This window comes from Nonomuraea sp. NPDC003709 (genome assembly GCF_040610775.1).
Lineage (GTDB): Bacteria > Actinomycetota > Actinomycetes > Streptosporangiales > Streptosporangiaceae > Nonomuraea > Nonomuraea angiospora_A.
In genome coordinates this window covers 660,696-674,423 of the sequence record NZ_JBEXMW010000004.1, presented here as the reverse complement: position 1 = coordinate 674,423, position 13,728 = coordinate 660,696, and the positions used below count along the sequence as shown (strand labels likewise).

Genomic DNA, 13,728 nt, shown 5'->3' with positions numbered 1-13,728 from the left:
GTGATCACCATAAGGGGCCGGTGGGCAGCCCCTGACGACGTCCGATCCGCGCGATGGAGGAGCGGGCTCGGCGGGTCAGCGCAGGGTGGCGGTGAAGGTGCGGCCGTGGGAGTGGCGGGTCGTCGCCTGGACGAGGGTGCCGCCCGGCACGCGCCGTACCGTCACCCCCTCGTCGGCCGCCTCCAGCCTGAGGGGCGCGCCGGTCAGGACGACGTTGACGCGGTCGCGTTTCATCGTGGGGTCCGAGAGGGCGACGACCGTGCGCTCGCCGGACTTGACGATGACCGAGGCGGGGCCGTCGACGATCAGGTGCCCGGCGTGGCGGGGGCCGTCGGAGAAGACGTTGGCGGCGACGATCCCGAGCGCCTTGTGCCTGACGGCCTGCACGTGCCGGTCGTTGGCCAGGACGGTCAGCGGGCCGTCCGCGTAGCGGCGCAGGCGGGCCTCGGTCGCGTTCGGGACCAGGGCGTAGGCGAGGGCGGGGACGTCGCCGGTGGCGGGGTGGGCGATCGAGGCGGTGAAGACGTTCTTGGTCACGCCGGTGTCGGGGTTGGACGTGCGCACGACTCGGCGGCTGCGGGTCACCGTCTCCAGCCCGGCCGCGACGGTCTGCCGGGTGAGGAAGGCGTACCCGATCGCGGTGGCGCGGGTGCCGTTGGCGTAGCGCAGCCAGCGCGGCGGCGTGGTGTCGCCCGGCTGCCAGGCCCGGCCGCCCCAGCTCTCGCCGGTGAGCGCGACCGCGTCGCCCGGGGCGGCGATGCGGCTGTCCACGGTGGTCACCGCGGCCCGGCCGCCCTCACCGGAGACGCCCGCGGCCAGCACCACGATCTCGTCGTCGAGCATGAACCAGGACTTGGTCGCGCGGGCGTTGCGGTAGGCGACGAAGTCGTCGGGCAGGATGCCCGCCTGTTTGGCGGTGTAGGCGGCGTCGTCGGACTGGACCATCCCGGCCGCACCGTACGCGCCGAGCGTCGCGCCGCCGGAGAAGACGTTCCCGGCCTTGGGGAAGTACACGTAGGTGTTCTGGGACTCCGAGGAGGAGGTGAAGTTCAGCGGGTGGCCCGGGTTCTCGTACCAGAGCCGGCCGTACAACTCGGGCACCGTGCGCCGCTCCTCCACCGGCGCGGTGATCCCGGCCAGCCGGTACGGCGAGACGGCCGTGTAGTAGTCGACGCCGAACACCTCGCGCTGGTCCTCCCCCGCGAGGTAGAGGTAGTACGCGCCGTCACCCTGGAACCAGGGCATGAGGTTCTCGCCGCTCATGTACTCGTATTTGCTGATCCGCTCGGAGCTGCGCGCCAGGGCGAAGGCGTAGCCGGGCCGTCGGTGGACGGTCCTGTCCATGGAGTTGAACGCCACGCAGCGCGCGGACGGATTGAGGTCGGCGGCCGGGATGGCGGAGTCGGCGCGGATGGCCGCGTACCGGGCGACGCTGACCGGGGAGACGAAGGCGGCCGTGTCGGCGGCCGGCAGGAACCTGACGTACTTCTTCAGCGCGAGGGCCTCGGCGCCCTCGACGTGGTCGGCCAGGTCGGCGACGGCCTCCACGACCACCCCGACGTCGGCGTAGCCGGTGGTGGTGCGCGAGGCCGCCCGCCCCTTGACGATCTCCATCATCCAGCCCTCGAAGATCAGCGGGGCGAAGCCGTCGGCGACCCAGCGGTACACCACGCCGGCCAGGTCCTCGGAGGTGCCGCCGCTCGTGGCGCCCTCCAGGGTCTTGAGGGTCTGGACGACGCGGGTGAGCAGGGCTTTCCCGTAGGAACCGGTGTAGGCGACCGAGTGGTGCTGGATGAAGGAGCCGTCGCGGTAGTAGCCGTCGGTGTTGCCGTGCTGGAGGTTGTAGGGGTCGATCGTGGCGAAGACGGTGGCCTGGTCGGAGATGGCCTTGCCGACGCGGGCGTCGTCGCCGGTGAGCGCGCCCTGCACGATCCGGTTGGCGGTGATGTCGGCCAGGTTCGCCCCGGTGTGGAAGCGCGAGTCGAGGTCGACGTCGCCGTTCTTGCCGTTGCGCAGGTAGGCGTCCATCGAGGCGATGTACGTCGCCGTCAGGTCGGGCCGGTCCTCCCGTACGCGGTCAGCCAGCAGGGCCAGGGTCCTGCTCACGTGGGTGGAGATGCCGATCTCCCAGTTGTGCCAGTTGCCGTAGTAGCCCGCCGACTGGTCGCCGTAGTAGCGCTCGTGCAACCACTGCAGGCCGTCGAGGACCCGCCGCTGGACGGCGGTGTCACCGTCGAGCTGCCCGGCCGGCGTGCGGGTCGCGAGCGCGATCTCGAACAGGTACTGGTACGCCAGCCGCAGGTTGGCGTCGTCGGTGCCGAGCCTCAGTCCGGAGAACAGCTCCCCGGTGCCTGCCTGGTCCATGGCGGTCAGCCGCTGCCGGGCGGTCGCGGTGATCGACGCGAGCTTGCCGGCGACCTCGGGCCGGGCGTTGACCTCCGGGGTACCCGCGAAGATCGCCACGGTGTTGGCGAGCAGCCGCGCGTGGTCGATCCCCGCGGCGGCGCGTACGGGGCCGGCCGCGGCGAGCAGACCGGCGGCGGGGAGCAGGGAGAGAACCTGGCGGCGGGACATGTGCGGCACGGCGAGCTCCAGGCCGTTGGGGGGATATGCCGGGCTCACCATACATGATCCCTTTCGCCGGGCCAGGGAGGCGAAATCCATGCTCCCAGCCCGGCGGCACGTCAGGGCTGAGCGACACCGAGGTTGACCGGCAGCGACAGCGGGCCGATCGTGAAGAACGACGGGGAGTACGGGATGTCGTCGGGGTCGATCGCGAGGCTGAGCCCCGGCAGCCGCCGGTACAGCGTGGCGAGCGCCAGCCGGCTCTCCAGCCGGGCCAGGGGCGCCCCGATGCAGTAGCGCGGGCCGTGGCCGAAGCCGAGGTTCCCGGTCTGCTCGCGGGTGATGTCGAACGCGTTCGCGCTCTCCCCGTACTCCACCGGATCGACGCCGCTCGCCTGGTAGACCACGCCCACGGCCTGGCCCTTGGGGATGTGCACCCCGGCGACGGTCACGTCCTCCGCCGTGAAACGGAAGCTGGTCATCATCACCGAGTGGCGGTAGCGCACGGTCTCCTCGACCACGTCGGCCCACCGCTCCTCCGCCTTGGCCAGCGCGAGCTGATCGGGATTCCGGGCCAGCGCCACGACGGCGTACCCGAGCAGGTGGACGGTGGTCTCGTGGCCGGCGACGAGCATGATCCACAGTACGCCGACCAGTTCGTCGGTGGTGAGCTTGTCACCCTCGTCGCGCGCCTGGACCAGGCCGGAGGTGAGGTCGTCGCCCGGTTCCCGCTGCTTGCGCTCCACCAGTTCGTGCAGGAAGGCCTGGAGGTCGTTCTGCGTCGCGAACGCCACCTCCGGCGGGGTGGTGTGGGCGAGCAGCGTGGAGGTCCAGTTCCGCAGGCGGAGCCGGTCCTCGGCGGGGATGCCGAACAACTCGCAGATCACCCACATCGGCAGCGCCTCGGTGAAGGCGGGCACCAGGTCGACGCCGTCGCCGGCGGCCACCACCTCGTCGAGCAGCTCATCGATGATCTGCTGGATCCGCGGCTCCAGGGCCTGCACCCGGGACGGCGTGAACGCGCTGCTGATCAGACCGCGCAGGCGCCTGTGGTCGCCGCCGTCCATGGTGGACAGGTGACCGCCCTGGATGATGGCGCGCAGCGGCCAGTCCTCGGGGATCGATCCGTCGTGCAGGGCGGGCCAGTGCCGGGGATCCCTGAGGAAGGTCCTGTTGTCGCCGGCGAGGATCTCCCGTACGGCCTTGTGGGTCAGGGCCAGGTAGGCGGGCACACCCCCTGGGAACTCCACCTCGACCACGGGAGCGATCTCCCGGAACCGGATGCAGGTGTCGAGCGGGTTCTCGTCCACGGCGGGGAACGAGGGGAGGTTCGTTGTCATTTGCCGCCCTTGGGGAGTAAGTCGGTAAGTGACCAGCCGTCCCATCAAATATCCGCAGTGATCAAGAAACAACAGGGGCCGGTGTTCAGTGACGTGATGGTTACCTTGCGTTCGACCGTGCTGGTCGGGGGTTCAGACCGACGGGTTCTCGGCCGCCCAGCGGGCGCGGGTGGCGCGGGTGAGGGGCTGGCGAGGTCCCGGGAGGTGGCCAGGGTCTCGGGAGGGCCGTTGCGGCGACTGCGGAGCGCGAGGCGCGCGGCGTGGCCACGTCACGGGCGCCGGCGGAGTCGCCCAGGTGGCCCATCATCGCCGCCCTCCCGGCGGTATGGCCGACGCAAGGGCACAGGCATTAACGGCAGACGAGAACTGTCAATAGTCCTTGACCGGCTCCGGCCATAAGCCTAGCGTCCCCAACAGTCGAACGGGGAAAAGACTCGACCAGGGGAGGCCGCGGCGTGTCCAGACGAAAAAAATCCAGAATTCCCGGATCAGCGGCGGCCCTCACCCTCGGAATGATCCTTTTTTCCGCATGCCCGGCCGAGGCCATGGCGGCTCCTTCTCCGGAGCCCGGTCTGCAGGAAACGCAGTCGACCCAGAAACGGCTCACCCCCAGAAATTCGGCCCGGCAGCCGGAAGGCTGCTGGGTCAGGTCGGAGAACCCGGAACGCGTCACCGGCAGAACCCAGATCGCGGCAGAGGGATACAATCAATGCCTCTCGGCGGAGCCGAAACTGTACGTCAACGCGAGACTGATCCGCCATAGATTCTGGGGCTGGCAGCGACTGAAGGACGACCCGACGGAGGTCAGGGGGCGGGCGTCGGCCTTCTCCAGCTCCGTCTGGAACTGCGCGAGTTCGGGCACGTACAACTACCAGACGGAGACGGAGCACAAGATCTGGTGGCGGGACGGCACGACGGGCAGTGACCGGACCAGCAGCAATGTGATCAGGATAACGTGTTGAAAGCGGCTCCCCGCCTGAGGGGTCCGCGTCCTCCATCTCTGGTGGCGCTGGTCGCCATATCGACATTGGCGGTGGTGCTGTGCGGCGGCTCGAGCGCCCGGATCGACTCCGGACGAAAAATGAATGAGCGAATTCGTACGATCGGCGTGCAGTTCAGTCTGGACGAGTTCAGCAATGACCCGGACGGCGCAATTCACCGGCAGCGGTCCCGGATATTGATGGACATCGAGGCGGCCGGAGCGGCGGTCATCGAATTTGCCGCCGCCCAGATCGACGAGAACGGCCGGCTCATCAGCTGGTCCAGATGGCGGGCCGGGCAGCAGCAAATGCTCCGCTGGGACGCGTCGTCGAGGCGGATCAACAGATTGCCGCTGCCCGCCTCGCCGAACGTCACGGCCGTTCTGGCGGACGCCTTCGGCCCGACGGGCGATCCCGTGGAGCACGGTTATCGAAAGGTCGATGACCACTCCTACGAAATCGAAGAAGGGCTCGGCGTCTTTCGTCTCAGTTTTCCCGACGACCTCGACCGGCGTACTTTCGAGGCCGTCGACCCGGTCGACGGGCAGGTGAAGAGCCGCATCGGCGCGATCCGGCTCGGGGACGGCCCGGTGATCACGCCGGAGGTCCTGGAGATGATGGCCGCGGTCCCCACCGACGCCCGTACCAAATTTCTCCGCCCCGGAGGCGGCTGAGGTCAGGCAGCTGAGGTCAGGCGGGTGAGGTCAGGCGGGTGAGGTCAGGCCGAGGGACGTGATCAGGTCGATCATCTCGTCGCGGTAGATCGCGGCCGGATCGCGCGTGAGCGTGCGCAGGTGGCCGTAGATCTCCAGCGCGACCAGGCCGTGCATGCGACCCCACACCCGTAGCGTGAGCGCCACCGCGTCCGGCGGCAGGTCCGGGAACGTGGCCCGGATGTCCGCCGCCAGGCCGGGGTCGAAGTCGGACCAGGTGTAGGAGCCCGGGCCCGGCCCGGTCCAGGCCGCCGCGACCAGGCCCGTGAGCCCCCGGCATGCCCGGTGCTCGGCCTCGTTCGCCGGGCTGTCCTCCGGGGGCTGGTAGCCGGGGACCGGGTCGCCGTAGATGAGACGGAAGCCCTGCGGGTTGGCCAGGGCCCACTCGCGTACGGTCTGCGCCCAGGCCAGGACGCGGCCGCCCGGGTCGGCGGCGGGAACGGCGTCGCGGGCGGCCTCCGCCCTGTCCACCAGGGCCGTGTAGAGGTCGGCGATGAGCGTGGTGACCAGGTCGTCGCGGGTGGCGAAATAGCTGTAGATCGCGCCGGCCGTCATGCCCATGTCGCGGGCGATGGCGCGCAGCGAGATGGCGTCGGGGCCGCCGGCCGCCATGAGCTTGAGCGCGATCTCCTTGATCTCCGCCGTGGTCTCCGCGCGCAGCCGCTCGCGCCTGGTCATCGTCGTCTGATCACCCACGCTTGACAGTCTACAGCGTTGGGCTACTGTTCCCCGTGTACGAATTGAACGGCGTGTAGAAAGTTCGCGCCGTGTAAAAAGAGGGGATTCCCGAGTGACGTTTGCCACCTCTCGTGCGCCGACCGACGTGGGCCGTTCCGGGCCCAGGCTGGCGCTCCTGGCGTTCACCCAGCTCATCGTGGCTCTCGACTACAACATCGTTTACGTGGCGCTGCCCGACATCGGGACGGCGCTGGGCTTCAGCGCGCGATCCGTGCAGTGGGTGGTGAGCGCGTACGCCATCGGGCTCGGCGGGCTGCTGCTGCTCGGCGGCCGGGCCGTGGACAAGCTCGGCGCCCGGCGCACGTTCATGCTCGGACTGGCGCTGTACGGCGTGGCCTCCCTGGCCGGCGGGCTGGCCCCCGGCTCCGGCGTGCTGATCGCCGCCCGCGCCGTCCAGGGCGTCGGCGGGGCGCTGCTCACCCCGGCCACGCTCGCGCTGATCTACCGGGGGTTCGAGGAGGGGCCCGCGCGCAACCGGGCGCTGGGCGCCTGGGGCATGGCCGGCAGCGCCGGACTGGCCGCCGGGTCGCTGCTGGGCGGCGTGCTCACCAGTGCCCTGGGCTGGGAGTGGGTGTTCTTCGTGAACGTCCCCCTGGCCGTCGGCGCCGTCCTCGCCGCGCCCCGGCTGCTCCCCTCCGACGGCCGTCCCGCGTCCGGAGTGCGCGGGTTCGACGTGCCGGGCGCGCTGCTGGCGACGGCGGGGTCGACGCTGGTGGTGTTCGGCCTGGCGAGCGGGCCGGAGGCCGGATGGGGGTCGGTGCGCGGCGCCGGGTCGCTGGTCGCGGGCCTGGCGCTGCTGGGGCTGCTGGTCCTGGTCGAGGCGCGTGGCCGGGATCCGCTGATCCCGCTGCGGCTGGTCCGGCGGCGCGGCCCGGCCACCACGATGGTGGTGATCGCCGTGTTCCAGGGCACGCTGGGCGGCGCCTACTACGTGCTCACCACGTACCTGCAGCCGGTCCTCGGCTACAGCGCCCTGGAGGCGGGGCTGACGTTCCTGCCGCTCACCCTCGTCTGCATGGCCGCCGCGCTGAAGGCCGCCCCGGTGATGCTCGGCAGGTGGGGGATCCGTACGACGCTCAGCGTCGGCATGCTCGGCGCCGCAGCCGGGATCGCCCTGCTGACCGCGGGCATGCCCGCGGGCGGCGGCTTCTGGACGCTGATGCCGGGCAGCCTCGTCTGGGGATTCTTCGGCGGCGTGGCCTTCGTCGCCCTGTTCGCGGCGGCCGGCGCCGGGGTGGCGCCGGAGGCGCAGGGCGTCGCGTCGGGCCTGGCCAGCACCGCCAAGGAGGTCGGCGGCGCGATGGGGCTGGCCGTCTTCGTCGCCGTCGCCACCGCCTCCTCCTCCGATCTGCTGGGCGGGCTGCACGCGGCCGGCTGGGCCGCCGCGGCCGCCACCGCCCTGGGCGGCCTCGCCGCCCAGGCACTCGAACCGAACCGAACCACGGAAGGAATCACGTCATGATCGACGACCTCATCGGCAGGTACCTGGACGTCTGGAACGAGCGCGACGCCGCTGCCCGGGACCTCCTGATCAAGACCGTGCTCACCGACGACTCCGTCTACTCCGACCCCGACTACGCCGGGCTGCGCGGGCACGCGGAGCTGTCCGAGGCGATCGGCCGGGCCCAGGAGAACTTCGGCGACCTGGTGTTCACCCTCGGCACGCTGGTCGGCGCCCATCACGACACGGCGCTGTTCACCTGGCGGCTCGGCGCGCCGGGCTCGGAGACGCCGGTGGCCACCGGCTACGACGTCGTGGAGTTCGCGGGCGACCGCATCAGCCGCGTGGTCGGTTTCTTCGAATGAGCCTCCTTGTCAGGCTGGATTGACAGCGACTCGCCTGTCAGTCTAGCTTGACAAGCATGCGAACTCTCACACCTCCGGGCCCCGCCCCCATCGCGGGGCCCGGCGACCCGACGCCCAGCCGGCTGCTGCTGTGCGGGGTGGTCGCCGGGCCGCTGTTCGTCATCGCGTTCCTCGTCGAGGGCGCCCTCCGCGCCCACTACGACCCGCTGCGCCACCCGGTCAGCTCGCTCGCGCTCGGGCCGGGCGGCTGGGTGCAGGCCGTCAACTTCGTCGTGGCCGGCCTCTTGATGCTCGCCTTCGCCGCCGGGCTGCGGCGGGCGCTCCACAAGGTCTGGGGCCCGGCCCTGGTGGGGGTCTGGGGCGCCGGCCTGATCGGCGCCGGGGTGTTCACCACCGACCCGGTGAGCGGCTACCCGCAGGGCACCCCCGACCTGCTGACCGAGCACGGCAGCACGCACGCGGCGCTGCACGACTACCTCTCGCTGGCGGGATTCGCAGCGCTGATCGCGGCCTGCCTGGTCTTCGCGGTCGGGTTCGCGCGGGACCGGAAGCTCGGGTGGGCGGCGTACTCGGCCGCCAGCGGGGCCGGGTTCACGGTCGCGATGGCGCTGGCCACGATCGCCTTCAGCCAGAACCCGGCACTGGTCGCCCACGGCGGGCTCTTCCAGCGCGTCGCGGTGACCATCGGCTGGGCCTGGCTGACCCTGCTGGCGCTCTGGCTGCTCAGGCGGCGACCCGCCGGGCCGCGAACACCAGCAGGACGACCGCGGCGACCGTCATGATCGCATTGCTGGTCAGGTCGGCCGCCGGGCTCGCGGGCACGATCACCTTCCACGGGAACGAGTGCCACGCGTACGTGAGCATGGCCCCCGCCGCGAGCGCCAGCCGGTGCGCGTCCGACCAGCCGGAGCCGTGCGACCAGCGTCTCACCAGGACGCCGACCCCGGCGAACAACGCCAGATAGAGCAGCACGCTCAGCCACGCCGGGACCGGCAGCCCGGCCAGCCAGGGCGACAGGCCGGTGGGGTCGCACGCGTAGAGGAGCACGAAGAACGCGCCGGCCGCCAGGGCGAACACGAACACCACCCACGGGCCCGGCGCCCGCCCCGCGACGGAGGGGGCGGTGCGGCGCAGGCGCAGGCCGAGCACGATGGGCGCGACGACCAGCACACCGGCCCCGGCGTACTGGATCGGGGTGGCGAACCAGCCGCCGAGCGCGCCCGTGACGAAGGCTCCGAGGCCGAAGTAGATCGCGAAGAACACCGCCACGGCCCAGAAGCCGCGCTTCTGCAGCCACGGCTCGGTGCGGCGCGGACCGGCCAGCGTCTCCATGACCGCGATCGGGACGCTGATGCTCCAGACGGTGTGCACCCCCACCATGAACATCAACCAGGGCACCCCGGTCCCCAGCGCGGGAACGTAGCCGTAGTCGAGGATGCGCACCCCGTACCAGGCCTGGTTCCACAACGTCTGGGTGAGGAACGCCTCCTCGAACATCCCGTACGCCAGCCCGAACGCCAGCATGGCCGGCCAGCCGCGCCCGGTCCGCCGGACCGCCTCGCGGATGAGCAGGGCGCCGGTCCCGTAGAGGGGAACGGTGCCGACCAGCACCCCGACATTGGTGATCGCCATGTTCCCCATCAGGAACTCGGCGGTCAGCGGCGCCAGGAAGAACAGCCCGATCGCGGGCGCCACGCGAGCGAGTAAGGGCATCTGGTGAGTCGTTGTCACGACCTCCAGATAACACCACTTCGAGTAAAGTTACAACTGATGTAAAGATATTCGTGATGTAATCACCTGCCGGGCGCACGTGCTTGACGACGGCCGTGGCCCGGCGGATCTTTGCAGGTAGGAGGTCGCCCATGACCGAGAACGAGCTGCTGTCCGAGCGGGTGGCCGGCGGGATCCTGCCGCGGGTGCTGACCACCTTCGACATGGTGGCGATCTTCGTATCGATCGTCCTGTTCATCACGAACGCCGCCGTCATCCAGTCCGCGGGCCCGGCCGCGTTCGGGTGGTGGATCATCGCGTTCGCGCTGTTCCTCGTCCCGTGCGCGATCGTCACGGGCCAGCTCGGCGCCATGTTCCCCGGCGAGGGCTCCATCTACCTCTGGACGACCAAGGCGTTCGGGCCGTTCTGGGGATTCTTCGCCGGGTTCTGCGCCTGGTGGCCGGGCGTGCTGGTGATGGTGGCGACCGGGACGCTGACGATCTCGTTCCTCGGCTACGTCTTCCCCGCGCTCGGGGAGCTGTCCGTGGCGGCACAGGGCGGGCTGATCGTGGCGATCCTGCTGCTCGCGGCCGTGCTGGCGGTCCTGCGCTTCCGGTTGACGCAGAACGTGGTGAACGTCGTCTTCCTGGCGTACGGGCTGGCGATCCTGCTGATGTTCGCGGCCGGGATCGCGCACCTGGCCCAGGGGCACCCGGCGGCCACGAACCCGTGGGACTTCGCGGCCTGGAGCCCGTCGGCCGAGCACGGACTCAACTTCGCGAGCTGGAGCTTCTTCGGCCTGGCCGTGCTGGCGCTGCTGGGCGTCGAGGTGCCGCTGAACATGGGGGTGGAGATCAGGCAGGAGCGGGCCGTGACCCGGTACCTGCTGTGGGGGTCGCTGGCCGTCATGGTCGCCTACCTGGTCGCCACCTGGGGCGTGATGGTGTCGGTGCCCGCCGGGGAGGCGGCGGACATCACCGCCGTGGCCGAGGCCGTGGGGATCGGGCTGGGCGACTGGGCGGGCAAGCTGGTCGCGCTCGTGCTGGCGGCCATGTTCTTCATCATCACCGTCGTCTACAACTACTCCTTCGCCCGGCTGATCTTCGTGTCCGGGCTGGACCGGCGGCTGCCGAAGGCGGTCAGCCACGTCAACGCGCAGAAGGTGCCGGACGTGGCGGTCTGGATCCAGACCGTGCTGGCCGGGGTCTTCACGGTGGCGGCGTTCGTGGTGGTGCCCTTCGCCTCGGCGAACACTGCCACTGGGCCCGCCGACGCGCAGACCGAGGTCTACAACGTCCTGCAGGCCGCGGTCACCGTGATCTGGTGCCTGTCGATCGTGGTGCTGTTCGTGGACGTGCTGATCATCCTGCGGCGCTACCGCGAGCAGTTCGAGGCGCGGCGGCTGGCCTCGCCCGCGGTGTTCTGGGTGGCCTCCGTCGTGGGGGCGCTGGCCTCGCTCGTGGGCGTGGTGGCCACGCTCTCCGGGTCGTGGACGCCGCTGATCTCCAACGACGCCGGCAAGGTCACGCTGTTCGGCGCCGAGATCGCGTACGGGATGTGGTTCTGGCTGGTCGGCGGGATCGCGCTGGCGTCGCTGCTGGTGGGCGCCCTGCTGTACCTGGTCGGGCGCCGGGTGCCCGCCTGAGGCCGGGCGGCACGGCGAAGGGCCCGGCCTCCTGGGAGGCCGGGCCCTCGGGTGCAGGCGCCTTCGGAGGGGAGGGTGAGGCGCCTTCAGGGGGAACGTCAGTGCTCGGTCGCCTTCTCCGCGCCGACGCCGGTGAGGGAGCGGACCTCCATCTCGGCGTACTTCGCCGCGTTGTACTCCTTGCTGAGGATCGTGCCGAGCCACCCGCACAGGAAGCCGATCGGGATCGACAGGATGCCGGGGTTGCTCAGCGGGAACCAGTGGAAGTCCACGCCGACGATCAGCGCGGTCGGCTTGACGCCGGCCGGGGGCGCCGGCGCCGAGACCACCGGCGAGAAGATGACCAGGATCAGGGCCGAGACCAGGCCGCCGTAGATGGCCGAGACCGCGCCCGTCGTGTTGAACCGCTTCCAGAACAGGCTGTAGAGGATCGCGGGCAGGTTGGCCGAGGCCGCGACGGCGAAGGCCAGGGCGACCAGGAAGGCCACGTTCTGGCCCTGGGCCAGGATGCCCAGGCCGATCGCGATGGCACCGATGACCAGGGCGGAGATGCGCGCCACCACGACCTCCTGGCGCTCGCTGGCCTGGCCGCGCTTGAAGACGTGCGCGTACAGGTCGTGCGAGAAGCTGGAGGAGGAGGCCAGCGTGAGGCCCGCCACGACGGCGAGGATCGTGGCGAAGGCGACGGCGCCGATGAGCGCCAGCAGGATCGTGCCGCCGACCGAGCCGAAGATCTCCTGGCCGATGCGTTCGGCCAGCATCGGCGCGGCCGTGTTGCCCGCCGCGTCACCGGCGACGATCGCGGTCTTGCCGACCAGGGCCGCGGCGCCGAAGCCGAGGACGAGGGTCAGCAGGTAGAACACGCCGATGATGCCGATGCCCCACAGGACCGACTTGCGGGCGTCCTTGGCGGTGGGGACGGTGTAGAAGCGGATGAGGATGTGCGGCAGGCCCGCGGTGCCGAGCACCAGCGCCAGGCCAAGGCTGATGAGGTCGATCTTGCCGGCCAGCCCCTGGGCCTCGGTGCCGTACTTCAGCCCGGGGATCAGGAAGTTGCCCGGGTTCGCCTTGGGGCCGCTGGTGGTGGCGGCCTGGCCGAGCAGGGCCGACAGGTTGAAGCCGAACTTGCCCAGCACCAGCACCGTCACCAGCGCCGCGCCGCTCATCAGCAGCACGGCCTTGACGATCTGCACCCAGGTGGTGCCCTTCATGCCGCCGAAGACCACGTAGACGATCATCAGCGCGCCCACGCCGACGATGGTCCACGCCTTGCCCGCCGGGGAGGTGATGCCGAGCAGCAGGCCGACCAGCGCGCCCGCGCCGACCATCTGGGCCAGCAGGTAGAAGATGCTGACCACGATGGTGGACACGCCCGCCGCCGTGCGCACGGGACGCGGGCTCATCCGGAAGGCCAGCACGTCGGCCATGGTGAACTTGCCCGAGTTCCGCATCAGCTCGGCGACCAGCAGCAGCGCGACCAGCCACGCCACCAGGAACCCGATCGAGTAGAGGAACCCGTCGTAGCCGGACAGCGCGATGATGCCGGCGATGCCGAGGAAGGAGGCGGCCGACATGTAGTCGCCGCCGATGGCCAGCCCGTTCTGCACGCCGGTGAACGACCGCCCGCCGGCGTAGTAGTCGGCGGCCGTCTTGGTCTGCCGGCTCGCCCAGAACGTGATCCCCAGCGTGGCGGCGACGAAGGTGAGGAAGAGGATCATCCCCAGGGTGTGGGAGCTCACTTGGTCTTCTCCTCAACCTCGTGGCGGAGCTTGTCGGCGATCGGGTCGAGCTTCTTCTCGGCGTGCCTGGCGTACGCCCACGCGATGAGGAACGTGGAGACGAACTGGAGCAAACCGAAGACGAGGCCGACGTTGATCTCACCGAGCAGCTTGATCCCCATGAAGCCGCGCGCCCAGCCGGACAGCACCACGTAGAGCAGGTACCACGCGAGGAACGCCACGGTCATCGGGAACGTCCAGGCGCGGAATCGCCGTTTCAGATCCTGGAACTCACTGCTCTCCTGAACTTCCTCATAGACCGACGCGTCATGTTCTTTAGTAGTCACGAGACCTCCACTGTGATGCGGATCACGCCCAACGTAAGAGCGCAACCTACCCGTCGTGGAGGCCCCTGGTGACGTTGTTCGACGAGTCGCTGGGGTCCGGCGATTAGTTGGGGATGGCTTGCGGTGAAAGGTCTGTTACGCGCGACGAGCGGTTGACCGCTCGTT

At 70.4% G+C, this 13,728-nt stretch carries 12 protein-coding genes; 6 read left to right on the top strand and 6 right to left on the bottom strand.

Features of this window, described 5'->3' with window-relative positions; translation table 11 throughout:
• Positions 1-75: 75 nt before the first annotated feature.
• Entirely contained in the window at positions 76-2,625 is a 2,550-nt protein-coding gene (locus ABZX61_RS15835) for a polysaccharide lyase family 8 super-sandwich domain-containing protein (protein WP_355194991.1), read from the bottom strand.
• Positions 2,626-2,684: 59 nt separating this feature from the next.
• On the bottom strand, positions 2,685-3,905 hold the full coding sequence (locus ABZX61_RS15830) for a cytochrome P450 (protein ID WP_355194989.1): 1,221 nt from the start codon (positions 3,903-3,905) through the stop codon (positions 2,685-2,687).
• A gap of 455 nt (positions 3,906-4,360) precedes the next feature.
• Here ABZX61_RS15830 and ABZX61_RS15825 point away from each other — a divergent pair, with 455 nt between their 5' ends.
• On the top strand, positions 4,361-4,867 hold the full coding sequence (locus ABZX61_RS15825; protein WP_355194987.1) for a hypothetical protein: 507 nt from the start codon (positions 4,361-4,363) through the stop codon (positions 4,865-4,867).
• A 41-nt stretch (positions 4,868-4,908) separates the two neighbouring features.
• Positions 4,909-5,559, top strand: coding sequence for a hypothetical protein (locus ABZX61_RS15820; RefSeq protein WP_355194985.1), 651 nt, complete (start codon positions 4,909-4,911; stop codon positions 5,557-5,559).
• A 30-nt stretch (positions 5,560-5,589) separates the two neighbouring features.
• Here ABZX61_RS15820 and ABZX61_RS15815 read toward each other — a convergent pair whose 3' ends face one another.
• Positions 5,590-6,294 (bottom strand): TetR/AcrR family transcriptional regulator, encoded by a 705-nt coding sequence (locus ABZX61_RS15815; RefSeq protein ID WP_355194983.1) that lies wholly within the window; start codon positions 6,292-6,294, stop codon positions 5,590-5,592.
• A 94-nt stretch (positions 6,295-6,388) separates the two neighbouring features.
• Between ABZX61_RS15815 and ABZX61_RS15810 the strand changes: the two genes are divergently transcribed.
• The 3 genes from ABZX61_RS15810 to ABZX61_RS15800 are packed head-to-tail and all read left to right on the top strand — an operon-like array spanning position 6,389 to position 8,924.
• The gene (locus ABZX61_RS15810; protein ID WP_355194981.1) at positions 6,389-7,798 is read left to right on the top strand and encodes an MFS transporter; all 1,410 of its coding nucleotides are present in this window, start codon (positions 6,389-6,391) and stop codon (positions 7,796-7,798) included.
• A complete protein-coding gene (locus ABZX61_RS15805) occupies positions 7,795-8,142 on the top strand; it encodes a nuclear transport factor 2 family protein (protein WP_350722180.1) in 348 nt (115 codons plus the stop codon). Before ABZX61_RS15810 ends, ABZX61_RS15805 begins: the two co-directional genes overlap by 4 nt.
• A 56-nt stretch (positions 8,143-8,198) precedes the next feature.
• The gene (locus ABZX61_RS15800) at positions 8,199-8,924 is read left to right on the top strand and encodes a DUF998 domain-containing protein (protein WP_355194979.1); all 726 of its coding nucleotides are present in this window, start codon (positions 8,199-8,201) and stop codon (positions 8,922-8,924) included.
• On the opposite strand, the gene ABZX61_RS15795 is transcribed toward ABZX61_RS15800, so the two are convergent.
• Complete coding sequence (locus ABZX61_RS15795; RefSeq protein ID WP_355194977.1) at positions 8,866-9,855, bottom strand: hypothetical protein; 990 nt, start codon at positions 9,853-9,855, stop codon at positions 8,866-8,868. The genes ABZX61_RS15800 and ABZX61_RS15795 overlap by 59 nt on opposite strands.
• A gap of 149 nt (positions 9,856-10,004) precedes the next feature.
• On the opposite strand from ABZX61_RS15795, the gene ABZX61_RS15790 reads away from it, so the two are divergent.
• Entirely contained in the window at positions 10,005-11,498 is a 1,494-nt protein-coding gene (locus ABZX61_RS15790; RefSeq protein ID WP_355194975.1) for an APC family permease, read from the top strand.
• 98 nt (positions 11,499-11,596) lie between these two features.
• Here ABZX61_RS15790 and ABZX61_RS15785 read toward each other — a convergent pair whose 3' ends face one another.
• Both ABZX61_RS15785 and ABZX61_RS15780 read right to left on the bottom strand, forming a co-directional pair.
• Positions 11,597-13,237, bottom strand: coding sequence for a cation acetate symporter (locus ABZX61_RS15785; RefSeq protein ID WP_355194973.1), 1,641 nt, complete (start codon positions 13,235-13,237; stop codon positions 11,597-11,599).
• Positions 13,234-13,563 (bottom strand): DUF485 domain-containing protein, encoded by a 330-nt coding sequence (locus ABZX61_RS15780; protein WP_350722185.1) that lies wholly within the window; start codon positions 13,561-13,563, stop codon positions 13,234-13,236. The genes ABZX61_RS15785 and ABZX61_RS15780 overlap by 4 nt, the downstream gene beginning before the upstream one ends.
• Positions 13,564-13,728: the final 165 nt, after the last annotated feature.